We start from the raw sequence: 24625 nt of genomic DNA, 5'->3' as shown, positions 1-24625 counted from the left end.
ATGTTTCGTTCCTTCCTCCTCTGTATTTTGTTTGTTACAGCAACTTTTGCCCAATCGTCTTCCGATCGGTTGGCCTTTGCATTCCGTAGCCAGGCGTCGCTTGACCCACTTCGGATGATTGTTGTGGGAGAGGTTGTGGGAATTGAAAAAGCCAGTTATTATGAAGTGGATACACTTTCTCAAGAATTGGAAGTGGACACAAGACCAGATACTGTGACAATCAAAGTGGCTGACCCAAAAGGAATTCGTGTGGGTCAAACTTTGTATTTATTAGAAAAGAACCAAGACCACAAAACATTTCGTGATGGTAACATTGTGGGAATGATCACGGTGAAATCTGTTTATCAAACTACTTTTTTTGGATGGCAAGTTCGTGGGGAAGGGTATTTGCGACTCATTGAAGATCGCCCTGTAACAGCCGCAAGGTTACTTGATACCACAAAATACGATGAAGCCTTTATGGCCAAAAAGAAAGGTGACCATTATTTTGCCAAAGGGCAAATGGAAGAAGCCCTTCGAATGTATAAACATTCAGTTTCTCTTGACCAAGGTTCACCTGATTCGCATTATGCGCTCGGGAAAGCACATTGGAAAGACGGGGAAGGATACGTATCTACTGCATTTGAATATTCGATGGCTTGGAAAAATAGGGAACGATTTTCCAATGCACAAGAAAGGTTGTTATTCCTGGTCGATTATTTACGATTTTTAACTTTTTATTTTAAAGTAGAAGGGAAAGAAAACAAAAAACAATTGGATCTGATGCCACAAGTGGCAAAAGAAGCGCGTAATCTTTATCCAAAAAATTATGAAGTTTGGCTTTATAGTTTTGAAACTTCCTTTCTCAATCTATTGCATTCGAATATGGCCGATACTGGTGTAGATGGTCGTAAAAAAAGAGAAGAGTGGTCAGAACGTTCGGAAGAATATTTACAAAAGGCTTATGCTCTTAGAAAATCAGATTATTACCTCCATAAACTTGCTTGCGAATTTTATAATCTAAAATGGAAAGAAACTCGGGGTTCTGTCAAAGAAACCGATTACCGAAACAAACTGGTAGAACATGGAAAGCTGCTACGTCTTTACTACACTGGAGAAACCACTTTGTCGGAAGATCTTTTGAATGCCATTAGACTTGCTGAAAAACAGTCAGGATCATTCTGACAAAATTTTCATACTCTTCTCAAATAAATACGATTCCAAATACAACATATCATCTGGGGCAGAACTGAAATAGTTTACCCCAAGGTGGTAATGATCGCCTTTATCTAAAAATCGAATGATCTCACCTCGGATGATCATTGTTCGTTCCTTATTTAAAGGGATAAACATTTTAATGATATTGTGACGTTTTAAATATTGAAACAATCGTTTGTCATAAATTTCAAAGAGAAGACCATCGAGAGAAATATCCACAACTTTTGTTGTTGATTGCATGGTTTCATAACTACCATGTTGGATGGCAATTTTTGTGAATACATAACTAATGATTTCGGCAAGTTCGAAAATATAAACAGCTTGGTTATGTGAGATGGTGAATCGTTCCATCGCAGTAGAATAAACTTTAATAAAACCAACAACATCTTCATAAAGACGAATGGGTGTGATCACATAAGAAACATAAAAGTTTCGTGATTCGTGTTTGCGCATGGACTCAAAGTATTCTAAAGCAAATTCTTCACCGAATTCCTTTGTCATTTCTTTGTATTCGTTAAAATAATTAAAAAGAACATCATCCCCAGGATCATTGATATAGGAAGTGATTCGATTACAATCGGAGATATAAATGGATTTTCCAGTTCTTAGGATGGTTTTTTTAACAAAGTCATCGTATTCGTTTAGTTTTTCGTCTGGTTGAAAAAAATGAATTTCATAATCTTTGGAAATTCGTTCGATTGCCTCGGTTAACATCACATTGATGAGTTTGCTATCTGGCCTATCCTTTCGTACTTCTTTCATTAGGTGAGGGAAACGACTTTCGGCGTATAGGTTTTTCCCCACTTCTCTCGAACCACCAGTTAAACTTCTAAATAAAATGATAAAGTTCATAAACAAATCATCTACAGGAATTCGTTTGTTGGTTCTGAGTTGGTATGATTGTAACTCAGTAGGAGTTTTGATTACCGTTTTATCTTTTTGGATGTCAAGAATGACTACTTCAAACTGGTAGTTGATGTTCATCACTTCAAAACGAACCCGGGCTCGTCTAGAACCTTGTTCCACTAAATCGGGAATCATCAAAGTGACCGTATGGGATTCTATTTCTTCCACTGCGGCAATGAGTGTGTCTTCTTCGTAGATGAATTCGAATTCCCTGTTATCGGCCTTTAGGTAATAAAAGAGGTGTTTGACTATGTTGACATCGGACCCAATGATGGTTTCTTCAAATAACGATTCTAAAATCGTTATGAGTTCCTGCATCGAATCGGTTCTTCCAATTGCCATACTAAAATTATCGATTTTCTAAGAGTGAAAATCGATTTTCTCCTGAGGAAAAAGTAACGGGAAACGACAGAATTCGCCGAAATGGGAAGTATATGGAACTCACTCTCCCAAAACAAGTCAATCCTGAACTTTTGCCAATGATCCGCCAAGGACTCCTCAGTCCGGAGAAATTAGCCATTCTGACCGAATTGTACGCCATTGTGGAAAGGTTTGCGGGTTCCCTATATACTGACGAAGAAACCCAAAAGAAAATTTTGGAACGCACTGGGTCTTTGCCTGACCTTATCACTTGGAGTGATTACTTCCAAACGGAAGTGGCTTCTCGTTATTTCCTAGAATCAGAGGACTCTCTGCGAAGAATCGTTGATACCATTCGTTTTGATTTAATCTCTGCACATTTGATCTTCAGCGGAAAACCAGATCATTATAAAGATAAAATTAGAGCAGAAGTTTTGGTAAGCAAAGGGATTGATTCTCTTCTCCCCAACCAAGATCAGGAAAGCCAACACCTAGAAATTTTACTCAATTACTTTGAAAATATGGAGATCGGGAATAAACCTTTATCTTTACAAGATAAAGCCTGGTACGAATCCTTTCAGATAGATGAAATCGCGATTTGAAACCAAAGAGTATGAATTCCTAGAAATTGAATCCCGTGATACTGAAGATGGAAAGATTGTTTCCATCTTCCTAAACAATCCCACTTCCCGCAATTCTATGACTTGGAAAATGGGGGAAGAGTTCGCAGACCTCATTCATTCCATTAAAAAAGAAAAAGTCCTTCCAAGAGCGGTGATCATTTCCGGACGAAACGATGTGTTTTGTGCAGGTGGAGACTTAAATTTATTAAGATCCTTTTCTGAAAAGTCATTCTCGCAAAACAGGCGTGATATGAGGAAATTCTATGGTTTCTTTTTATCTGTTCGCAAACTCCCGGTCCCTGTCATTGCAGCTGTGAATGGCCATGCGATTGGTGCTGGTCTTTCTTTAACCTTTGGATGTGACTTAAGAATTTTTGCAGAGGAAGGGAAGTATTCTTTTAATTTTGTCAGACTAGGAATCCATCCTGGAATGGGATCTAGTTTCCTTTCCCCTGAACTCCTAGGAAAAAGTTTGGGAGGCCGGCTTTTACTGACTGGTGAAACTTTTGATGGTAAGTTTGCTAAGTCTTGTGGACTTGCATTAGACAGTGTTCCCAAAAAAGAAGTGTATGACCGGGCAATGGAACTTGCTTTGTCTTTGTCAAAGGCTGCACCTCTCGCCTTACAGGAGTTAAAGCGAAATTTATACTCCTGGAAACAGTTGGATTCTGCCCTAAAAAAAGAAGCAGAATCCCAGGCGCGGAACTTTATTTCGGACGACTTTAAAGAGACGATCAAAAGTATCTTAGAAAAGCGGGAACCAAAATTCACCGGCAAATAAAAAATTTAGAAGGTTTCTAAATTATGGCTCGACAAGGATTTTTCAAGAGGTTACATCGAAGCTGAATGGCGGATCTTCCACTCAATCCCGATTGTTTTGCTTGTGATTATAAAAATCACAATGTCCTGCATTGCGCTGCGCATGAGACCATAGAAAGGATCAACGCAGGTAAGGACTTCACTGTCTTCCCTAGAGGAAAACATCTTGTTTCTGCTGGTGAAAAGGCTGCGGGTTTTTTCTTCATCAAATCAGGTCTTGTCAGAAGTTACGTCCAACTTGCCAGTGGAAAGGAACAAACGTTACGACTCAGTGGCCCTGGGGACTGGGTTGGGTTTCGCGATTGTATTTCTGATTCAGTTTCCCATCACAATGTCGTAGCGGTCGAAGACACCCACGCATGTTACATCACCGGCGACCTTATAGATGCTCTTGTAAAAGATGATATCAACTTCCAAAAAGAAGTCTTCAAACAGATGGCTAAGGAATGGCAAGAGATGGAAGAACATGTAGTTTCTCTTGGAACCAAACAAGTCCATGAAAAACTAGCAGAAATCCTAATTGTTTTAGACAATGCCCAAGGTCGAAAAAACCAAGTAGAACTCAAAGTCACTCGTGACGTCCTCGCCACATTCATTGGAACCAAAACAGAGACGTTGGTCCGGGCTCTTTCTGACCTCAAAGCCAGAGAATTCATTTCTGTGGACAAAAACCGCATTGATATTCTGAACAGAGAAGCTTTGTATTCCCTTTCAAAAATCGCCTAAATTTTTTCCTGAATCTATTAAGCCCCCACCTCGGAATTCCGATGGTAGAAATGATTGATAATCAAGGTAGGGTCTGTTGCCTGATTTTACCTTAAGTCACTCCCGGGGGGCTTCCGAAAGGATTCCCCCTTTTTTTATTTCCCTTGTTTCTTTCTAAGCCATCTAGATTCTGGAAGTTACATGTCTAGAAATCGAGGCCAGAGTCCTAGTTTATTTGGGAATCCCATCCTTCATCCCCTGAATGTAATTCTCATCATCAATTGTCTTATTTTTTTTCTACAATACTTTGCAAACCAACAGTTAATTTATCGATTTGGTTTAACGCCTGATTTCGTGTTAGGTGGTGCGGTTTGGCAAGTGTTTACCTATGGGTTTTTACATGCAGTGGATCTTATCCCTTTTCACTTGTTAGTGAATATGTATGGTATGTATATGTTGGGAACTAATATCATCCCCATCATTGGCAAAACAAAATTTACCATTTTATACTTTGCCTCACAAATTGGAGCGGGAATTTTTGTGGTTCTTTCTGCTTATTTAAATGAGATATTAGGTGGCAATCTTCCTTTTTTAGAATCAATGACCACTCAAACCATTGGTGCATCCGGGGCCTTATTTGGATTACTCGCACTGTTTGGAATTTTTTATCCTAACGCAGAACTCTTATTATTTATTTTCCCTGTAAAAGCAAAAAATGCCGTTTGGGTTTCTCTTGTCATTGGATACTTAATTTCCCAATTAGGAAATGGTGCCATTTCCAATACTTGCCATTTGGGTGGAGCTCTCACGGCTTTACTTCTCTATAAAATTTTCCAAAAACAAATCAAACCAGGGAGTTTGCCATACATCCCGGGATTGGAATGGGAAGCACCGAGAGAATCCAAAATCCAACAAAAAACCAAACCTGCGGTCGTTGAGGACCTCTTCCTTGACCAAAAAAAAATAAACGAAAATGTTTTGAAACAGATTGATTCTAAAAAAGATAATGATTCGGTAATAAATTATTTACAAGGATTGCAAGTGGCAAACGCAAATATTTGTCCTCCTTCTACGTATAACACCGAGGATCCGATCTGTTTGCGTTGTGAATGGTTAGCAAATTGTGCGCTTCGTAAGGCAAAAGAATAATTTTTCGTCTAATTCCTTGACAGACTCACTTGGTGGGGATAATGAAAATATGCCTGTAGAAAAGAAATCCTCCGTAGAAGAGGTTCTCAAACGCGAAAAATTAGCCAAAGAATTTGAAAAAGAAAAACGTGTTTCTGAACAAAAAGCGATCGAACAAGCGGCCGCTAAATTGTCAGCACAGAGCCCGGAAACCGCAGAACCAGCCAAATCATCCAAATTTATCACTAATATCGATATTGCTTTTTCTCAGGCCAAAACGGATTTACGGTTTTATTTTTTGAATGATGGAACTTATGCAGAAGATTTCAAACGAATGTTCCAAGAAAACGAATCATTATTCAAACGTTACGGAATCACAAGCCAAAAGTATTTAGAATACATTCGCGAATCCTTTGATCGTTATAAAAAAATCCATGATATGATGCCTCTGGATCCAATGAAACCCAAACATTTCAAATATGTGGAAGACTCTATTTCGGAACTTGTCCGAATGTTCAACCAACGATTCGGAAAATAAACTTTTATAACAATCTTTCTCTAACCCATAGGAATTCCCTAAAACATGAGAAGTTTTCTCCTGCCAATTGTTGGTTCTCATAGAGGGACTTCTTTGCCAGAACATTGGAAACGCATTCTTATTTTTTCGCTTGTCGCAATGGTTTATCTTTTTTGGGTTTTTGTTGGGTATGATTTAGCCGGGGTTCTTGGCCTCGCTTCCTAAACCTCCCCACATTCTCTCTTGACACCTGGGTTTTCTACCAAACATGCTAGGAATATGGTGGAATCAAGAAAGACATCCGAGACAGACATCCGACTGGACCTAAACGTCCGTGGTACGGGTGTTTACAAGTTTGATACAGAAATCCCGTTTTTTGAGCATATGCTCTCCCATATCTCCAAACATGGGCTCATTGATATGGACCTAAAGCTCAGAGGAGACATTGGGATCGATTGCCACCATTCAGTGGAAGACACTGCCATTCTCATGGGTCAAATGATCCATACTCAGTTAGGTGATAAAAAAGGAATTTTTCGGTACGGACATTTTACTTTGCCTATGGATGAAGTATTAACGACTGTGGCCGTGGATCTCGGCGGACGTTTTTATTTCAAATACACCGGACCTCCGATGGACGGAAAATTTGGGATTTATGACGCTGAACTATCGCTTGAGTTCCTTCAAAAATTTGCCCTCAATGCTAAGATGAATTTACACGTAGTCGTACACTACGGTGAAAACCGCCACCACATCCATGAGTCTATCTTTAAGGGACTTGGTAAGGCATTACGGCAAGCCATAACAATTGACTCAATAACAAAGGATCAAATTCCTTCTACAAAAGGGATGTTGGAGTGATTGTTGTTTTAGATTTTGGAATGGGGAATATCCATTCCTTACTGAAAGCCGTTTCACTTTATACCAAAGATTTTCAATTCACAAGTGATCTCGAAACAGTAAAAAAAGCAGATAAAATCATTTTGCCTGGTGACGGGCATTTTGATAAAGCCATGCAGAACTTAAATGAAGCTGGGTTCTCTTCTGTTTTAAAAGACCACGTGAACGCAAAAAAACCTTTGTTTGGAATTTGTATCGGCTATCAAGTGTTATTTGAAGATTCGGATGAAACTTCTAAACCGGGTGCAACCATTCCAGGTCTCGGATTCATTCGAGGTAAAATTAGGAAGTTCGAAGGGAAACAAAACTTAAAAGTCCCTCATATGGGATGGAACAAATTATTTGATATCAAGGCCAAAAATACAAAACTGCTAAAAGGAATTCCGAATGAATCCTTTATGTATTTTATTCATTCCTATAGACCAGTTGGAGTGGATCGTTTGGATATTACGGCTAACTGCCATTACTATGGGGAATCTTTCCCGGCAGTGGTAGAAAAAGAAACTATCTTTGGAACTCAATTTCATCCCGAAAAATCGGATACAACAGGACTCGGAATCCTCAAAAATTTTATAGAACTTTAATATGTTAGTATTACCTGCAATTGATCTTTTAGAAAACGAAGCTGTGCGACTCCTCCAAGGGGATTATTCTAAAAAGACTGTTTATTCTTCTGAACCGGAAAAAATGATCAAAGTCTTTGAAGAACAAGGTGCCACTCTCATTCACATTGTTGACTTAAATGCAGCCAAAACCGGTAAGTCAGAAAATGAAAAAGCCATCCGTAAAATCAAAGACAACTGTTCCGTTGAACTGGAGCTTGGTGGTGGGATTCGTTCTTTAGAGAACATGAAGTTTTATGATGGTTTAGGCGTGTCTCGGTTTATTTTGGGAACTGTGGCAGTAGAAGACCCATCGGTGGTTGAACAGGGATTGAAAACCTACGGTCCTAATCGGATCGTGATCGGCGTGGATGCAAAAGACGGCTATGTTCGCACAAAAGGTTGGGAAACCAACTCTGGTATCAAATACACTGACTTTTTAAAAACAATGTATGTTATGGGTATCCGGCATGTGATTTTTACAGATATATCCAAAGATGGGATGATGGCTGGACCCAATACGGCCGTTTATTTGGAGTTGTTAGCAGAGTTTCCCGATTTACAACTGGTAGCTTCGGGTGGAGTTTCTTCCATCGAAGACTTGGTAAATTTGTATGATGTTTCCAAAGGAAAACTTTTTGGGGCCATTACGGGAAAAGCCATTTATGAAGGAAAATTAGACCTAAAAGAAAGTATCAGGATTCTAAGTAAGAAGAGGAATGAAAATTGATGAATCGTAAGAATTTAGCATTAGCAGGAGTGGTCGGTGGAGTTATCGGACTCATTGTCTCTTTCCTATTGGCAATTGAATACTTTGGCATTGGAAGCGATAATATTGCCAATTCCGCATGTTCCGCGCTAGGTGGTGGTGACTCTTGTTTAAAAGTAGCAGAAAGTTCTTATTCTGCAATCCCGGGAGTTCCCTTTTTGGGAAATGTTCCCATTGCCTTACTGGGGTTTGGGTTTTACGGATTACTAACGTATTCTTTCTTTTTGGTTACAAAAGCAAAATCGAATGAAGAAGTTTCTAAATTCATTTCTCTTTTATTCCCTGTTTTGGTTTTAGGACTTTTATTTGATTTAATCCTTTTTGGGATTTCAGTCGGAATCATTGGAACCATTTGCCAACTTTGTTTTGTGACTTACATTGTCACCATTGCCCTCCTTGGTATTTTGTATTTACTTTGGAAAACAGAAGGAAAACCAAAACTGGATGTTCCAGTGGCATTAAAAGAAGGGATCACGACTCTGGGTCTTGTTTATTTTTTTAGTTTTTCTTTAGGTTTTGCCACAAGCAAAATGTGGGTGAGCAAAGCAAGTTCCAATACACTTGCAACTTCAAGAGGAATGGATTCAGCAGAAATCCAATCTAAAATTGCCACTTATTTCAAAGAACCCACTCTCGGAATCAATGTTACCGGTTCTCCTTCGATTGGTAAAAAAGATGCTCCAATCACAATTGTTAAATATGCAGATTACAACTGTGGTCATTGTCTTCATACAAGCCATATCTTACATACAGTTCTTTCTGAGTATGATGGAATGGTTCGTGTTGTTTATAAAAACTTTCCTTTGGATGGGACTTGTAACCGCCTCATGCAACAACCAAGGCCAGATGCATCTTCTTGCGTTGCAGCCATTGCCGCCATTTGTGCGGATAAACAAGGTAAATTTGAGCCAATGTATCGTGGTCTCTATGATAACTTAGAAAAGGGTGTGGCTCACTCTGGATCCAGTGTTGTCAATTTAGCAAATTCTATCGGACTTAATGTTAATTCTTTGAAAGCATGCATGGCTTCTAAAGAAGCACAAAACCAATTGAACGCAGAGATTGATGAAGCAGAAAAGTTAAATATCCAATCAACTCCTTCTCTTTATGTGAATGACAGAAGAATCGAAAGTGGAACTCCTAATCCAATTTTTCTAAAAACACTTCTCGAACAAATCATCCAAAAGATGTAATTGCAAAAGGCACCTATTTAGACTTAGGTGCCAAGCGAACAGGTCCTTCTGGTAAAAGAGAAGGATCTCCTACTCGGTTTAACTCCCAAGAATCCAAAACAAAACTGTCTTTTGTGTGTAGAGCAGGCCTTAAACTAAGAATAGAATTTCCTTTTTTATAGAGGGATCTTCTTCCGTAAAACCAACCACCTGTTTCTTCTGGATGTGTGTTTTTTCCATACACCCCACCCATCTCAAAACTTTGTTGTAAATCATTTGCCAATTTTGAAAACATTATTGGATCCATAGAAATTCCGTGATCGGGACCTTCTAAATTTCGGTCCAAGGTAAAATGTTTTTCAAAAACAACTGCACCAAGTCCACATGCCACCGACGAAGCCAAGGTTCCATCTGAATGATCGCTAAAACCCACAACATAGTCTGTTGTGTCCAAATAAAATGGAATCGACTGAAGGTTTACTTTGTTTAGTGGCGTGGGATACATTGAAACACAATGGAGTAAACAAATCTCTGTTTGGTGTTTTTGAAAAAGAGAAATGGCCCTTGTTACTTCTTCTGGCAAAGCGGCACCAGTGGACACAATCAAAGGTTTTCCAGACTGGATGCATTGATTCAGCAAAGGTAAATTAACAATATCACCAGAGGCAATTTTTAATACAGGAACATCGAGCCCACATAACAAATCAACAGCGGACAGAGAAAGTGGGGTGGAAAAAAAATCAAGCCCTAGATCCAGTGCCGTTCTTTGAAATTCTTTATGTTGGGATTCGTTTAATTCGTATTGTTTGAAGATGTCAAAAAGAAATTTAACATCGGGATTGGAACTATCTATGAATTCTTCTGTTCGGTAGGTTTGGAATTTGACCGCATGGGCTCCCGACTCTTTTGCTTTCGCAATGGTTCGTTTGCCGATTTCAAGGTCTGCGTTATGGTTGAGTCCAATTTCTGCAACAAGATAGGGTGCAGATTTTCTGGTAAGAGTTTTTGTTCCAATGTGAAAATCCAAGTTTTTCCTCTTTCATTGATTGTCGGCAGTTTATGCAAATCCTAGAATTTTTCCCAACTGAAAAATTAGAAAGGATGCAGTGAAAGCAAGGATGGTCATATATAAAAACTGAACGATTGGCCATAAGATCGTGCCAGTTTCTTTTTTTGTGACCGCAAGTGTTGACATACATTGGCTTGCAAAAGCAAAAAATACTAAGAGTGACAAACCAGAAAGTGGTGTCCAAACAAGCGATCCATTTGCTCTTTTTTCCGTGCGAAGCGTCGATCGGAGCGATTCACCTTCTTCGTTTTCTTCAGAACCATATAGCACTGCTAAGGTGGAAACCATTACTTCCCTTGCGGCAAAAGAAGTTAGGATAGAAATACCAATTTTCCAATCAAACCCCAGTGGTTCAATTGTTGGTTCCATCACCTTCCCTATGGTTCCAATATAAGAAGATTCAATTGGGCTTGTGTTCCACTTTTGGTCTTTATACTCTGCTGGGAAGTGGCTTAGAAACCAAAGCAAAACGGAAATGTATAAAATGATTTGGCCGGCTGTGGATAAAAATGATTTTACCTTCCCATATACGGTATGGAATAAACTTTTCATAGAAGGGACATTGTATCTAGGAAGTTCCATTACAAAATAAGAAGAATCTTCTTTGAATACTGTTTTGCGGAAAAGAAAAGCAAACCCAAAACTTGTTATCATTCCGAGAAAAAACATCGAAAACAATACAAACCCTTGGATATTAAATATTCCAAACACAGGGGGAAAACTAAAAACTGTTCCTACAATTAAAATGTAAACTGGGTATCTGGCAGAACACATGATAAGAGGAGATACCATAATCGTTGTAAAACGGTCTGATTTGTTTTCGATCGTTCTAGTCCCAAGGATAGCGGGAACGGCACAAGCGGCAGAAGAGAGCAGTGGAATAAAAGATTTCCCTGACAATCCAAACTTACCCATGATTCGATCCATTAAAAAACTAGCACGTGCTAAATATCCGGATTCTTCTAAGATCCCAATAAATAAAAAGAGTAGGGCAATCTGTGGGATGAATACAATCACACTTCCCACACCGCCAATGATTCCTTCTGAAATTAAAGATTTTAAAAGACCTTCGCTTAGGAAACTTTCAACAAACAACTGTAAGTTTGCGATACCGGATTCAATTAAATCCATCGGAAGTTCAGCAAAACTAAATAAACTTTGAAATAAAAATCCCATCAAAAGAAAAAAACAAACAAAACCAAGGACAGGATGTAATAGCACTCGATCTAATTTTTCTTCCCAACTTCCAGGAATGGTTTTAGGATAGGTAATCACATCGACCAAAACTTTTTTAATGAAAAAAGAGCGGTAGATCATTTCTTCTTGGTAAAAAAAGGAATACCCTTTGCCTTCCACTTCGGATCGTAACCAATTTTTTGTTTCATCAGGAAATTTAACAAAATAACGTTCTTCACTTAAATTAGGATCTTTGTTAAGATATTTTAATGATTGTGATAAAAAGAATTCTGCTTCGTTGGTATTGATTCCTAATTTTTGTTTTGTTGATTTTAAAAACGATTCTTCTTTGGCTCCCCATGTCCATAACCTAGGGCATTTTCGAAATTGACTCGGATCTTTTAAAACTTCTTTTAAAACATCAATGCCTTCACCTGATTTTGCGTTGACCAAAACAAATTGGAGCCCAATGGCTTTTTTTAGTTTTTCTAAATCCAGTTGGATTCTTTTTTTCTCCAACACATCTTTCATAGTTAGAACAACAAGTGTTGGAACACCCATGTCGATGATTTGTAATAAAAACTGGAGGCCTCTTTCTAGATTTAAAGCATCCAAAACATAGATCACTTGTTCATCTGGTTTTCTTGAAAGTAATACTTCGTAAGCAATTTTTTTGTCTTCGGCAATCCCACCAAGACCGTATGTTCCTGGTAAATCGGTGATGGTCCATTCCGACTGGTCTAATACCAAAGTCCCTTCTCTTTTTTCTACAGTGACACCACTGAAGTTTCCTGTTTTTTGTTTGAGACCAGTGAGTTGGTTGAATAAAGTAGATTTCCCGCAGTTGGGATTTCCAACTAAATAAATTCGTTTGTCTTTCATGTTTGTTTCAGTTTGATTTCGATTGCTTTCCCATCATCAATTCTTAATGCGATGGTGGTCCCACTCAAATTGCAGACCATCTTCCCAAGTAAGAGCGATTTATTTTGGAGTGTGATTTCGGCTCCAGGAAAAAATCCGAGTTCCAATAACTCTGTCACCATTGGTTTGGGGAGTTTTTGTGAATTCAGTGAAACAATCTCTGCTGTCTCACCGATTTTTAAATCTTGTATAGTCATTGGTATCTTTTAGGAAATTGCAAATTTTTGTGAATCACGGAATAAATTGATTTCTGGTGCGATTGACTTAACATATCTATCAAAATATAACATCTGTTTCATGAGAAGGGCAAATTCTCTCGGAATTTTTAATCCATTTTTTTCTGCAATTTCCTTCATGTCGTACATGATTCGATTTACCCTAGATTCGTCAAACATCTCATTATCGGTCAAATGGACATAAACTGATTCTAACTCATTAAAAACTGAATCTAGTTCTTTTGCAAGGACAGTCGGATTGACTCCGCTATTGGTTGAATCCATTTCGACCAATCCTTGTGCCACTAACGTTGGTTCGCCGATTCCAATTCCTTGTGTGAATAACATCAAACCTTTCCAAATTTTCGGAGAAATTCTCCCCACAATACCAAAGTCAATAAAACCGATGGTTCCATCTTTTAGAATCATTAAATTTCCAGCATGGACATCTGCATGAAAGAAACCTTGGTTGGATAAAGAAGAAAACCAAATTTCCAAAGCATCACTTAGAATCTTTCTTGGGTTGTTTGTGAATTTGCGAAGGCCAACTTCATCCGTGATAGGAACTCCGTAGAACCGTTCCATTGTTAAAACTTTTTTGGAAGAAAGAGTATGATACACTCTAGGAACTCGTGCTCTTGACTCTTTGGCTCGCAAAAGATAATCTTCAAACTCTTCGATGTTTTTGGCTTCTTGGATAAAATCGATTTCCTGTAAGATAGAAATTTGAAATTCTTCGAACATCGCTGTAAGCCCTGATTTTTTAAAATCGGGAGCAATGAATTCTAAAATTTTAGTTAGGATTCCAAGAATTTGCATGTCAGTTTTTAATGTTAGGTGGACATCAGGCCTTTGGACTTTTACAACCACATCCAAACCTTCTTTGGTTACCGCAGCATGCACTTGGGCAATGGATGCGGAGGCTAGGGGAGTTTCCTCAAAACTATGGAATAAATTTTCGAGTTTCCCACCCAATTCCCGTTCTACGGAAGATCGAATGTCCCGAAAGGCCACGGGTCGTACGGAGTCCAAACAAGCCTGCATCTCTTCCACATATTCTTTGGGGAAAAGGGAAGGGGCGCTCGCAATGAACTGCCCTAACTTGATATAGGTTGCCCCTAGATGGGAAAACGCCTCCCTGAGAGTGATGGCAATTTCTCTGTGGTTCGGTTCTCCTTTGGCAAGTTGGGCCAGGATCCCAAAGGCTTTCGAAGTGAAGACAAAACTGGAATGGGCGACTCGTAGGCTTGATTGCCAACCAAAAGAAACGATTTCAGAAAGGGAATCCATACGCCCTAGTTTAAGACCTAAATCGGGATTGGAAACGAGAAAATCCCTTTCGATCCTGCAATTGAAATAGAGTTGCAGGAATAGGTCCCGACCAAAAACTTATCAAATCGCACCCATGAGCCAAGAAACCGTCCTGTACCAAGAGTTAGAGAAACTCGATCTTAACGAGATCAAAAAAATCGCCAGCCTTTGGAACATCCAAAAGATCCCGGGAAAGGACAAAAAATCGACCATTTTAGGTCTCATGGAGATTTTCCAGAACGAATTTTACCTCAAAGGGGTTCTGGAAAAATTCACCCCCCTCCAAGTCAATATTCTGACATCCATTTTAAAAAACAAAGGGGTCATGACCCTCGGTGAAATTTCAAGAAAGGTCAACATTCCACCCATTAACGTGGAGATGGAACTCAATGTTCTTAGAAAATACTACCTTCTTTACCAAAGAAAAAACCGAGAACGTCTTACCAACAACTTAGATAAATACCATACATATGATGAATATTTAAAACTCATCAAGGTGGAAACAAATCCTAAGGGAGAGAAATTCAAATTCTCCATTGAGAAGGCTTTACACAAATCAACTCTTGCTGAACTCCCTGAAGAATGGAAAGAAGCAGTTGGTGCCAAAAAAGGCGAACACATTGAAACCTTCTTAAAGAATGCCTTAGAACAAGAATTCCTTCAAAAGTTAATCGAAGGGCTTTCTGATTTTGATAAAGACATTCTCCATCAAATTTACATTCATGGTGGTGTGATTGAAGCGGATACAATCCGTAACTACATCACAGTCAATCGTGGTAAGTTCGAACAAACTATTCCTCACCTAACATCACTTTATCTTGTTCGTGATTTATATTATGTAGAAGATAAATTCATTCGGGTCATTGTCATTCCGAAAGAAATTTTGGATCATTTGCAGTTCGCTCCTATTTTACCTCCTGTAAAAAAAGGAACAAGAGTACGTCAGGAAAAAATTTCTGCCAATGGACTCGACTTTTTCTTAAACGTTAAAAAACTCATTTCTTATATTTCACGTAAAGGTTTGAACCTTGCAAAATCAGGAAAAATCAAACAGGCAGACCATAAAAGAACTGAAACTGAGCTTTTATCTCCTGATATAGAAATTTTCTCTGAAAAAAGTCAGGTGTATCAAATTGAACTCATCCTTCCTATCCTAAAACTATTGGGATATGTGGATATCAAAGGTGAAAATGTCATTCTCATTCAAGAAACCGATGAGTTTTTAAAGAAAGACATCTTTGAAATCATGAAACTTGTGATTCATGAAGTCAATGAAGCAAGAACACGTCGTCTAAATCCTCCTGAAGTGTTTACTGCCACCGAAGTTCCGTTCTACGAAAAAGGAATTTTGGATAAAACTGTAAAACTCATTATGGCACATGGAAAGATCAATACCTCTGTGATTTTTTCTCATATCATTCGTGACCATTTGGTTTTTTCTCCAACCTTCCAAATCAAAACGTATGAAGAAGATTTGGCAGACTTACGAAAAGAAATCATTTCTGCTATTTTTTACTTACAACTATTTGGCCTAATCGAAGTGGAATACCCACAACGAAACCTAAGCCTTTCGGAGCTTGGTGCTCATTACTTCAACCACGAAGCTTTGGTGACAGCGACAGAAAAAGGTGGAATCACCATCAACCCAGACTTCTCGATCATTGCTTTCCCTGATCGAGTGTCTTTACATGGGATTCATTTGTTAAAAGCTTTCTGCGAGTTAAAAGATTACGATCGCGTTTATACTTTTTTACTTACCAAGGATAGTTTCCAATTGGGAATTCTTCTCGGTTATGACAAAGAAACATTTATTCATTTTTTAAGAGAGTCTTCAAAAGCGGATCTCGCACAGAACTTACTCTTTTTATTGGATGATTGGGGTAACAACTTGCCAATTGTTACCATTACAGAAGATTCCGTTCTCCTTAGAACGAAAGACTCACAAGTGATGGAACTTCTACTTGGTCAAATCAAAGGGAAAAAATTTGTTTTGGAAGAAGTAAGCCCGACGGGAATCATCATCGAAAAGTCGAAGGTGATGGAAGTCATTGCCATTGCAGAAAAATTAAACATGATCATTCGATTGAATCGTTAGTTTAAAAAATCTAAAGATCCAATAAAAAAAGACCAACGTTTGTTGGTCTTTTTTTATGTACATATGGCTTGAAATGAATGACTTCAGGCCTGGTTTTTGATGGTTATTTTTTTTCGCCCGCAGCGAGTTCTGGGTCAGTCACTTTGATTTTGTTTTTAAAATCCCATTTACGAAACGGAGAGACGGCATCCAAACGTTCTTGAGTGACAAAGAACAATCTTTCACCGTATTTAACAAGCCCACCCTTATAATAAGCATACTTGGTTTTGTGGTCTACCATTCCCACTTCCATGACCTTATTCCAATCTTCGCAGGTCTTTAAGGAAGGTACCTTTCGGAGATACAATTCCTTAATTGAGTTTTCTTTCACCGCATCGCGAAGTATTTTTTCCCATTCCATATTCGAATAGCCTTTCTTTCCTTACCTAAATTTCAATTTCATTTTTCTTTTTATGAGGGAGTAACTGAGGTGGACTGCGGAAAAAAACCAAAAATATTAGAAAAAGGGCCAGGATTCGACAAGGACTTGGGCCGAATTGGAGATAAGGCGTAGATCTCTCCTTGGTCACTGTTGGTAAATCTAGGTAACCGATGGCTTTTTGGAATGTTTGTAAATCACCCATCATCTCTCTTCCCCATGGATCAAAGGCAGTGGTGAGCCCTGTGACTGCAACACGAACCACGGGCCTTCCCGATTCTATGGACCGAAGCCTTCCTGCGCCCGCATGTTGTTTGGTTTCCGTTAAACTTTCGAACCAGGAATCATTGGTAAGGTTCAGAATGAACTCGGAAGGAGAATGATTGACTATCTTTCGAACAAATTCAGGATAAAGGACTTCATAACAAATGAGCGGACTGAATGTAACGGTTTCACCCGTTTTTGTTTGAAACCCCAAAGCATCTGTTAAATTCCCTGGAACGTGACGGCTTGTTTCCGGGAATATGGTTCGTAACCAAGGAAATTCTTTTTCCCCTGGTAGATACTCTCCAAAGGGTAATAATACTTGTTTGTACCTTCTTTCAGATGTAAGGGACAAAGGATGGAGGAGTGTGAGTGAATTCCTTGAACCTTGGTCCCAAACTAATTCATTAAAGGCGAGTGGGGTATTGCCGATTCGAACCAAACTTGTTGTAATATCCACAAAACTTTTGCTATATGTTGAATTGTGATCTTCTGAATTTAGAGTACCCAAAAAGGGAATCGATGATTCTGGCATCACTAACAAATCAATGGGTTTTGGAGAATTATGAATGGCCTCAAGTCCTATATCATAAACGGATTGAATGGTTTTTGTCATCCAATCTTGGTTTTCCTGAATTTCTCTCTTCGCATAAGGAGTGTTTGGTTGTAGTAAAGCGAGGTGGATGGTTGGACCCTGGGGTATGGTTTCTGCAAGAAAATAGAGATTGATCGAAAAAAAACAAAAAATGGGGAATAGATAAGGAAGATAACTTTTTACTCCCTTGGTAGATTTTAAAAGCATCAAATAGAGAAGGGAGGCCGAGATCACAGAAACAAAACCCAAAACTTCAATCCCAAACCTTGCCATTTGGCGCCAAAGGATTTGGTTGCGAAACAAATCACCCCAATACACAGGAAATACCATTGGGCAAATCCAATCAGAAATTAAAAATAAAGAAGGAAGGACAAATAAAAATAAATGACTGTCCTTGATGTTGCGATGTTTGGTTAAAAAAACGGATCCAAAAAAAACAATTCCTATCTTATAAAAAGAAAGAAGTGCATAAACCAAAAAGAGAAAAGTGGAGATTAGAATCCCTTGGCCAGAAATATTGCGAACAGCATTCCAAATCCAATAAAAACTTGTCAATGTCACAAGTGAGGAAAACAAAATTGTGGCATAAAAGGTATCTTTCCAACTAGAAATTTTTGTTAGTTGTTTGGTGAAGTAAAGTAATAGAAAGATACAAAGAAACCCCGCAGAGGTAAGTCCGAAGGGTTCTAAGGCCAGCGCAAAGAGAATTGCGACTGGAAAAAGTAAAAGGATTGGGTATCTAATTTCCGGAATTTTTGAGTGTTTTCTCATATTCCATTCTTCTTGTGTATTCCTCGGCGAGTTCCTTGCTTCCCAAAGTTTGGATGCGAAGGTCCATTAGTTTTTTTTCACGTTCAGATTCAGAAAGATTAGGATAGTTTTTTATTAGGTTTTTCTCATCCACTTGGAGTTTCGAAATTTTTTCTTCTTCTTCTTTCATCTCCTTTAAAACCTTTTCCATCCTTTCGTTTCCGTCCTTCCCAAAATAACGAATTCGAACTTCTTTTTCTTTGGTTTCCCGATCTGAACTAGACAATTTAGAAAGTTCAATTTGTCTTAAGTCCATTTCTGTTTCGAACTTATCAAACTTAGGTTCCCTTGCTTCAACCGCATTGTAAAATGCTCCAAAAGATTTTTTCCGATAATCTTCATACAAACGAATTCTTTCGTCTGCTTTTAGATTTTTGGTTTCATCTAAAAAGTTCTTTCTATTAAAACTAAAATCCGCAGTGGCTTCTTCTAGTCCGAATATGAGTTCTGCATCTTCTTTCGCAAAATACTTTCGACGAAGTTGTTTGATTTGTTCATATCGTTCTTGGTTGGTATAAGATTTACTGGAAGGATCCAAATGCACCATAGCTTCTTCGTATTTTAAATAATTGGAAAGCATCGTAACCAATCGTTTTGCTTCTTCTCCTCCATATTCGTTTTGGAGAAAAGCTTTGATGTATTCGTGGCATTGTTCGCGGGTACTCCCTTCTGGGCATTGCCTACGTAAGTTCCAAAGTTCGGAAACTAAATTCAACTCTCCCGATTTTGCTCGTGCCAATATTTCTTCAAAACGAAGGAACTGTCCATCGGCAGAAAAAATTGTTTTTGCTGATTCTAAATAGAATGGGTCCACAGAAAATCCGTCACTTTGGGTTCGAAAATAGGATTCTGCTTTGTCATTTGGATTTTCTTCATTTGTGGTTTCTAACTCACTTGGTGAGAAGATTCGAAAGGCAACATAGATAAGAAGAAGGGCGCCAATGGCATAACTAAGGTAACGTAAATTTTTAACATTCATGGGAGATGGTATCGTAGTAAAGGATGGATGAAACTTCTGGAAACAAAAAAACCCAAGTCAAAACTTGGGTTTTCTGAAAAAAACTTCGAGAGTGAATTACTGATTTGCCTTCATGTTAGAAGCCATATTCATGTAGAATCCTTCAACATCATACCATAGACTTCCAGAACGGAGAGTGTTGGATACTTGTAAATGGTCAATTCCGGTTGTGAAGATTCCATAAGAAGGTCCACCTTTCCAAGTTCCCCATTTTTGTGAAGAAAGTGGAACAAGTCCATCGTTTGTAAACCCTTGTCCTTGGAAAAGTCCACCAGCCCCACAAGCAGGGTGAAGGATTCCCATAAGAGGGTGTTGGATGAGGTCAGGAATAGTGATAGAAGATCCGTAAGAGAAATATTTCACACCCGATTTGTTAGGAGTGTATCCGTTAAACGCAGTGAGTCCTTCTTTGGAAAGTGAAGCCAAAGCCGCCAAAGCATTTTGTTGGTTGGTTCCACCATAAACAAGTTTCACAAGAGTTTCTACAACACTTGCAACGAATGGTTGGATCCAACTAGGAAGAACTGTTTTCACGATGTCAGCAATTGGAGATCCGTAGTGAGGTGTGTTGAGGGTTGTGAGAGTTGCTGTGCGACCAGAAAGTCCTAGGTTAGAAACCATATAACGGCTATCGAGTCCACCTTGGGAGTGACCGAGGATATGGAATTTTCCTGTGTAGTTTGTTGCCGCTGCGTAAGTTAGAATGGCTGCTTTTAGTTCCTGAGCTCGCACTTCGTTGGAGTTGGCTGCCGTTTTTCCTGGAGCAAATACGGTTGCGCCTTGGCTTCTGAGGTAATCATCTGTTCCACCCCAGTAGTTGACGATGCTGATGATTCCACCGGAGTTTTCGCCCCAGCCAAAAAGACCATGAGAAAGGATAATGGGATAAGTGCCTGCAAGTGGTTTGGAAGAAGAACCGGAACTAGCGAGAACGGGAGTTGCCAGCGCAAATGTAACAAGAATGGCTAAAAGACCTTTACGAATCATAAATATTTCACCTCTGAATTTTCTAAGATAAAACTGTGTCAATTTGCCTTATTTGGGGCAAGGATATTTTTGCTACAGATTCGAAAAAAATGGAAGGTTTGGACTAAATTGAACATCTTTAGTTATAAACACATGTTTTCAAAAACTCTTCTTGTCAAAGCCTGAAATCGTTGTTAATTTCTTCCGCATGAAATTCACCCGTAAGATTTGGATCTTCCTTGGGATTGGTTGTTTTTTTATCTCTTCGTTATTTTCCCAACGTTTGTTGGCAAAAGAGGTTAGAGTCTTAACCAACCATCTCACGGATGAAGTGGGGATTTTGTCTCTAGGGAACCAAAGCCAGATCCAGAACATTCTTTCGGGGATAGAAACAAAAACATCGGCACAAGTGTATGTTTATATCATCCCAAGTTTAGAAGGTGAAAACCTAGAATCCTATTCTCTTGCTGTAGCAGAAAAATCGCAGTTGGGACAAAAGGGCAAAGACAATGGTGTTTTGGTTTTACTATCTACAGGAGATCGTAAGGTTCGTATCGAAGTAGGTTATGGTTTGGAAGAAACTTTAACCGATGTTTTGTGTAATCGGATCATTCGGAATGTAATGATTCCTGAGTTTAAAAAAGGAGAAATGGCGATTGGGCTCATGGCAGGAGTTCGCGCAATCGAAACCATTCTATATGGAAACCAAGAAAATAATTCAGCATTATCATCTGATTACCCTGAAGGGATTGGGATGGCTTTATCAAATGAATCGACTCCAAAAAACATCGCTTTTGCATTTGGAATTTTAATTTTCACTTGGATTATTTATTTTGTACTAAATGAAAACAAGTTCTTTAAAGGTAAAAAATGGTTAGAAGTTTTGTATGGCCTTGTTGTGTTTATTTGCCTTTGGTATTTTTTCCCCGACGCTTTGTTTTATTTTTTCTGTTTAGGACTAATCGCAGGTAATTTATATCTGCTTTATGGAATTTGGACTCCACTTTCCTATTTATACTCTTTTCTTTCGATCCTGTTTTGGATTCCTTTTTTACACCTTACTTTCAAAACAGATTTTCAAGTTTTGTATTGGGTTTTTGGAATCATTGGATTCCTTTCATTTGCGATTAAAATTTTTTCGGATGATGTCATCACAAAAAAATTCAATCAAATTGCCAAAGGTTGGGGGATGAGTCCGAAGGGATTGTTTTTGCATATCATTTCGTTTTTAACTTTTGCTTTTACCATTTTTTCTATTGGGAATGGGGAAAGAATGGTTTATATCTTATTTTACCAAGGTCTTATTTTATTTTCCATTTATGGGTTGGGGTTCCAATCGTTTCATTTTAAACCCGTTCATTTTTTTATCGTCATTGTCCTTTGGTTGTGTCTCATTGCTGGTTTTGTAATTTATTTACCGGGAACAGGAGAAAATACCAAAACTTACAATCTAGAAATCATGGTCATTTGGTTTCAGTGGTTCCTTTGTTTGGTCGGTGGTTTTATCCTAACAAAATCCATAGAAGTTAGTTCCTGGAAATATCGTTTTCTCAAATATGCGTTCATTGCTTTCGTTTGGACTCTGGGTTTTTCTTTTCATAGTTTTTTGGGATACTCTGAAAGTAGAATTGGTTTTATCTTTTTATTTTCTTATGGTGCCTTACTGGTTCTCCATTTTCTTTATGTAGTCGCCAATGAATCGGGAAGTGGATCGTACTCCTCTTCTAGTCGTTATGGGTCTAGTTCTTCCTCATCCTACTCATCTTCCAGTGGATACAGTTCCTCTAGTTCCTCGGGAGGTGGCGGTGGTGGTTTTGGTGGTGGGGGGAGTTCAGGAAGTTGGTAAAAATTCGTTTATTCCACGCGTTTGCGGTAACGAATATAAAATCTTTCAAAAGAAGATTTGTCCCAGAATTCTACAGCTTCTTTGTTCTGTAAAATGGCCCGAAGTTCAATTGCCGGAATGGATTTTTCTTTGCACCAAAGGTCTACATCGTTTAAAAGTGCAGACATATATCCTTTTTTCTTTTTCCCAAGTTTGGTGACGGCCAAATCAATGAATAGACTTCTTTCTTCTTCTAAGTGAGGTTTTTCTTCCACTCGACCAATGAGTAAAGAAACAAGCTCTTGGTCTTCGAAAAACCCACGCATATAGACTTTTCCAGTGCCAATCAGTTTGAAATAAATGTCTGTGAATTTGGTTGCAGCGCGGGGGCGTATGTGGAACAAACCATCTAACTCGAGTTCGTTTACTTTTCGGTAAAACTGATTTACGAGTTCGATGGTTTGGTTTCTATCAGATTCTGTTAAATCTCGAATCACCTATACCATTCTGTTTATGAGGTAAGATTTGATTTCTGAGACTGCAATCCTTTCTTGTTTCATGGAATCTCTTTCCCGAATGGTAACGGTTCCATCATTCATGGTATCGTAATCCACTGTGATACAAAATGGAGTTCCAATTTCGTCGTGACGGCGGTATCTTTTTCCAATGGCTCCACTTTCATCGTAGTCTACATACCAATGGTTGCGAAGGTCAGTATAAATTTCTTTGGCTTTGGCATCGAGTCCGTCCTTTTTCATCAGAGGAAAGATCGCCACTTTCATAGGGCTCACTCGTTTTCCGAATCTTAAGACAGTGCGAATGTCGTCTTTTTCTAACTTTTCTTCTTCGTAAGCATCACATAACACTGCCAAGAAGAGACGGTTCAATCCAAGGGCAGGTTCTACGACATAAGGAAGGTATTTTTTCTTCTGATCCAAATCATGGTATTTTAAGTCTTCTGAAGAAAACTTTTCATGTTGGGTGAGGTCATAATCAGTCCTTGAAGCCACACCCCAAAGTTCTCCCCAACCAAACGGGTATTTGTATTCGATATCACTTGTGGAATCACTATAAAAAGAAAGTTCTTCCTTTTCATGTTCGCGGACACGTAGGTTTTCTTTTTTTAAGCCGACCACATTCACAAGCCAGTCCATACAGTAGTCCACCCAATACTTGAACCATTCTTTTTGAGTGCCTGGTTCGCAGAAAAACTCCATCTCCATCTGTTCGAACTCGCGGGTTCTAAAGATAAATTGGCGAGCCATGATTTCATTTCGAAAAGACTTTCCAATTTGTGCGATTCCGAACGGAACTTTTTTCCGAGCAATTTGGGTTACGTTTTTGAAATTGATAAAGATCCCTTGGGCGGTTTCTGGGCGAAGGTAAATGTCTGTCGCACCTTCTTCCGAAGCCCCATGAGAAGTTTTGAACATCAAATTGAATTGGCGGGCATCAGTAAAACTTCCCACAGTTCCGCAAGTGGGGCAGGCATATGCTTTGTCCCTGATGGTGTTTGTGAGTTCTTCTAAACTTTTTCCAGTGGCAGCACCTTCGCCTTCCTTATCTTCTAAAAATTTATCCACTCGCACGCGAGTTTTGCATTTTTTACAGTCCATTAAGGGATCGTTGAAGTTGGAAATATGGCCAGAAGCCTCCCAAACACGCGGGTGGAGGAGGATGGAGGAATCAAGGCCCAAAACGTCGTCCCGTCTGTGCACAAAGTATTCCCACCAAAGTCGTTTTAGATTGTTTAATACTTCAATTCCATTCGGACCATAGTCAAAGGTATTGGAAAGGCCTCCGTAAATTTCGGAACCTGGGAAAACAAATCCCCTTCTTTTGGAGACTGCGACTATGGGTTTGAGCGACTGTTCTTCTTTCTCTTTCGGCTGTGCCATATCCGCCAAATTTTTTGTTTTCCATGAAAATTCAAAGTATTTTCCTTGAGATAAGACTAAAGAATGGATTCGGCAAATTCAAAACAACTCTCTCCCTGGGCTAAAAAATCCTTAACCTTCTTCCTGTGGATGTCCCCTCTTTTTTCTCTTGGACCATTTTTGGCGCTCGGCATCCTATTTGCGTTTCCAAAAGAATTTCGCCTTCGCCTTCGTGCTGTCTCGGTGATTGCCGTTTATATCCTATCTTGGGTTGTTTTTTATCCCATCGAACTTGTGCACAGGTCGGGACTCGAATGGGAGGCAGTCATCAATGAATTTTTGGCAAAGGATTCTCGGGGCCTCCAGC

General features: G+C 38.9%; 24 protein-coding genes and 1 pseudogene. 14 read left to right on the top strand and 11 right to left on the bottom strand.

Translation table 11 applies throughout. The annotated features are described in order from the left end of the window. Positions 1 to 1164, top strand: a complete 1164-nt coding sequence (locus tag EHQ47_RS01720) for a tetratricopeptide repeat protein (protein ID WP_135749198.1) — start codon at positions 1 to 3, stop codon at positions 1162 to 1164. On the opposite strand, the gene EHQ47_RS01715 is transcribed toward EHQ47_RS01720, so the two are convergent. Next, on the bottom strand, positions 1156 to 2445 hold the full coding sequence (locus EHQ47_RS01715) for a PilZ domain-containing protein (protein WP_135776432.1): 1290 nt from the start codon (positions 2443 to 2445) through the stop codon (positions 1156 to 1158). The two genes, EHQ47_RS01720 and EHQ47_RS01715, sit on opposite strands and share 9 nt — an antisense overlap. A gap of 92 nt (positions 2446 to 2537) precedes the next feature. Between EHQ47_RS01715 and EHQ47_RS01710 the strand changes: the two genes are divergently transcribed. The 10 genes from EHQ47_RS01710 to EHQ47_RS01670 all read left to right on the top strand — a co-directional run bounded on the left by EHQ47_RS01710 (position 2538) and on the right by EHQ47_RS01670 (position 9719). Further along, positions 2538 to 3065: a hypothetical protein gene (locus EHQ47_RS01710; RefSeq protein ID WP_100716446.1), complete on the top strand. Its 528-nt coding sequence runs from the start codon at positions 2538 to 2540 to the stop codon at positions 3063 to 3065. After that, on the top strand, positions 3049 to 3867 hold the full coding sequence (locus EHQ47_RS01705) for an enoyl-CoA hydratase/isomerase family protein (RefSeq protein WP_135749196.1): 819 nt from the start codon (positions 3049 to 3051) through the stop codon (positions 3865 to 3867). Before EHQ47_RS01710 ends, EHQ47_RS01705 begins: the two co-directional genes overlap by 17 nt. Before the next feature lie 65 nt (positions 3868 to 3932). Continuing rightward, positions 3933 to 4631, top strand: coding sequence for a Crp/Fnr family transcriptional regulator (locus EHQ47_RS01700; RefSeq protein WP_135697257.1), 699 nt, complete (start codon positions 3933 to 3935; stop codon positions 4629 to 4631). 180 nt (positions 4632 to 4811) lie between these two features. Beyond that, the gene (locus EHQ47_RS01695; protein ID WP_135749195.1) at positions 4812 to 5759 is read left to right on the top strand and encodes a rhomboid family intramembrane serine protease; all 948 of its coding nucleotides are present in this window, start codon (positions 4812 to 4814) and stop codon (positions 5757 to 5759) included. Positions 5760 to 5808: 49 nt separating this feature from the next. Continuing rightward, on the top strand, positions 5809 to 6276 hold the full coding sequence (locus tag EHQ47_RS01690; protein ID WP_135776431.1) for an LIC11177 family protein: 468 nt from the start codon (positions 5809 to 5811) through the stop codon (positions 6274 to 6276). Between the two features lie 45 nt (positions 6277 to 6321). Continuing rightward, complete coding sequence (locus tag EHQ47_RS19645; RefSeq protein ID WP_167483251.1) at positions 6322 to 6480, top strand: hypothetical protein; 159 nt, start codon at positions 6322 to 6324, stop codon at positions 6478 to 6480. A 54-nt stretch (positions 6481 to 6534) separates the two neighbouring features. Beyond that, positions 6535 to 7116, top strand: a complete 582-nt coding sequence (gene hisB, locus EHQ47_RS01685; RefSeq protein WP_135749193.1) for an imidazoleglycerol-phosphate dehydratase HisB — start codon at positions 6535 to 6537, stop codon at positions 7114 to 7116. Further along, on the top strand, positions 7113 to 7739 hold the full coding sequence (hisH, locus tag EHQ47_RS01680; RefSeq protein WP_135776430.1) for an imidazole glycerol phosphate synthase subunit HisH: 627 nt from the start codon (positions 7113 to 7115) through the stop codon (positions 7737 to 7739). The genes hisB and hisH overlap by 4 nt, the downstream gene beginning before the upstream one ends. 1 nt (position 7740) lies before the next feature. Next, entirely contained in the window at positions 7741 to 8487 is a 747-nt protein-coding gene (gene hisA / locus EHQ47_RS01675) for a 1-(5-phosphoribosyl)-5-[(5-phosphoribosylamino)methylideneamino]imidazole-4-carboxamide isomerase (RefSeq protein WP_135776429.1), read from the top strand. Next, on the top strand, positions 8487 to 9719 hold the full coding sequence (locus tag EHQ47_RS01670; RefSeq protein ID WP_135749190.1) for a vitamin K epoxide reductase/DsbA family protein: 1233 nt from the start codon (positions 8487 to 8489) through the stop codon (positions 9717 to 9719). Before hisA ends, EHQ47_RS01670 begins: the two co-directional genes overlap by 1 nt. A 13-nt stretch (positions 9720 to 9732) precedes the next feature. Here EHQ47_RS01670 and EHQ47_RS01665 read toward each other — a convergent pair whose 3' ends face one another. From EHQ47_RS01665 to EHQ47_RS01650, 4 genes are read right to left on the bottom strand one after another with little or no spacing between them, the layout of a single operon-like run. After that, positions 9733 to 10725: an N-acetylneuraminate synthase family protein gene (locus EHQ47_RS01665; protein WP_135776428.1), complete on the bottom strand. Its 993-nt coding sequence runs from the start codon at positions 10723 to 10725 to the stop codon at positions 9733 to 9735. A gap of 30 nt (positions 10726 to 10755) precedes the next feature. After that, the gene (feoB, locus tag EHQ47_RS01660; RefSeq protein WP_135776427.1) at positions 10756 to 12825 is read right to left on the bottom strand and encodes a ferrous iron transport protein B; all 2070 of its coding nucleotides are present in this window, start codon (positions 12823 to 12825) and stop codon (positions 10756 to 10758) included. After that, positions 12822 to 13061 carry a FeoA family protein gene (locus EHQ47_RS01655; protein ID WP_135776426.1) on the bottom strand — a complete coding sequence of 80 codons (240 nt, stop codon included), beginning with the start codon at positions 13059 to 13061 and terminating at the stop codon, positions 12822 to 12824. The genes feoB and EHQ47_RS01655 overlap by 4 nt, the downstream gene beginning before the upstream one ends. 9 nt (positions 13062 to 13070) lie before the next feature. Continuing rightward, positions 13071 to 14369 (bottom strand): ABC1 kinase family protein, encoded by a 1299-nt coding sequence (locus EHQ47_RS01650; protein ID WP_135776425.1) that lies wholly within the window; start codon positions 14367 to 14369, stop codon positions 13071 to 13073. A 115-nt stretch (positions 14370 to 14484) separates the two neighbouring features. Between EHQ47_RS01650 and EHQ47_RS01645 the strand changes: the two genes are divergently transcribed. Continuing rightward, positions 14485 to 16485, top strand: a complete 2001-nt coding sequence (locus tag EHQ47_RS01645) for a helicase (RefSeq protein WP_135749186.1) — start codon at positions 14485 to 14487, stop codon at positions 16483 to 16485. Between the two features lie 103 nt (positions 16486 to 16588). Here EHQ47_RS01645 and EHQ47_RS01640 read toward each other — a convergent pair whose 3' ends face one another. The 4 genes from EHQ47_RS01640 to EHQ47_RS01625 form a co-directional block, all read right to left on the bottom strand. After that, positions 16589 to 16885, bottom strand: coding sequence for a hypothetical protein (locus tag EHQ47_RS01640; RefSeq protein WP_004784493.1), 297 nt, complete (start codon positions 16883 to 16885; stop codon positions 16589 to 16591). Between the two features lie 25 nt (positions 16886 to 16910). Beyond that, complete coding sequence (gene lnt, locus EHQ47_RS01635) at positions 16911 to 18533, bottom strand: apolipoprotein N-acyltransferase (RefSeq protein WP_135776424.1); 1623 nt, start codon at positions 18531 to 18533, stop codon at positions 16911 to 16913. Continuing rightward, positions 18502 to 19551: a lipase secretion chaperone gene (locus tag EHQ47_RS01630; protein WP_135749184.1), complete on the bottom strand. Its 1050-nt coding sequence runs from the start codon at positions 19549 to 19551 to the stop codon at positions 18502 to 18504. The genes lnt and EHQ47_RS01630 overlap by 32 nt, the downstream gene beginning before the upstream one ends. Positions 19552 to 19647: 96 nt before the next feature. Continuing rightward, complete coding sequence (locus EHQ47_RS01625; RefSeq protein ID WP_425269556.1) at positions 19648 to 20574, bottom strand: esterase/lipase family protein; 927 nt, start codon at positions 20572 to 20574, stop codon at positions 19648 to 19650. A gap of 190 nt (positions 20575 to 20764) precedes the next feature. Between EHQ47_RS01625 and EHQ47_RS01620 the strand changes: the two genes are divergently transcribed. Beyond that, positions 20765 to 22402, top strand: coding sequence for a TPM domain-containing protein (locus EHQ47_RS01620; RefSeq protein ID WP_135776422.1), 1638 nt, complete (start codon positions 20765 to 20767; stop codon positions 22400 to 22402). 8 nt (positions 22403 to 22410) lie between these two features. Here EHQ47_RS01620 and EHQ47_RS01615 read toward each other — a convergent pair whose 3' ends face one another. Together EHQ47_RS01615 and EHQ47_RS01610 are read right to left on the bottom strand one after the other, a co-directional pair. Beyond that, complete coding sequence (locus EHQ47_RS01615; protein ID WP_135749181.1) at positions 22411 to 22878, bottom strand: GNAT family N-acetyltransferase; 468 nt, start codon at positions 22876 to 22878, stop codon at positions 22411 to 22413. Next, the gene (locus EHQ47_RS01610; RefSeq protein ID WP_167483250.1) at positions 22879 to 24279 is read right to left on the bottom strand and encodes a glycine--tRNA ligase; all 1401 of its coding nucleotides are present in this window, start codon (positions 24277 to 24279) and stop codon (positions 22879 to 22881) included. A gap of 63 nt (positions 24280 to 24342) precedes the next feature. Between EHQ47_RS01610 and EHQ47_RS01605 the strand changes: the two are divergent. Then, positions 24343 to 24625 (top strand): annotated as a pseudogene (locus EHQ47_RS01605) (energy transducer TonB family protein); the annotation flags it as partial.

This window comes from Leptospira bourretii (genome assembly GCF_004770145.1).
GTDB lineage: Bacteria > Spirochaetota > Leptospiria > Leptospirales > Leptospiraceae > Leptospira_A > Leptospira_A bourretii.
This window is presented reverse-complemented; position numbering and strand designations above follow the sequence as displayed.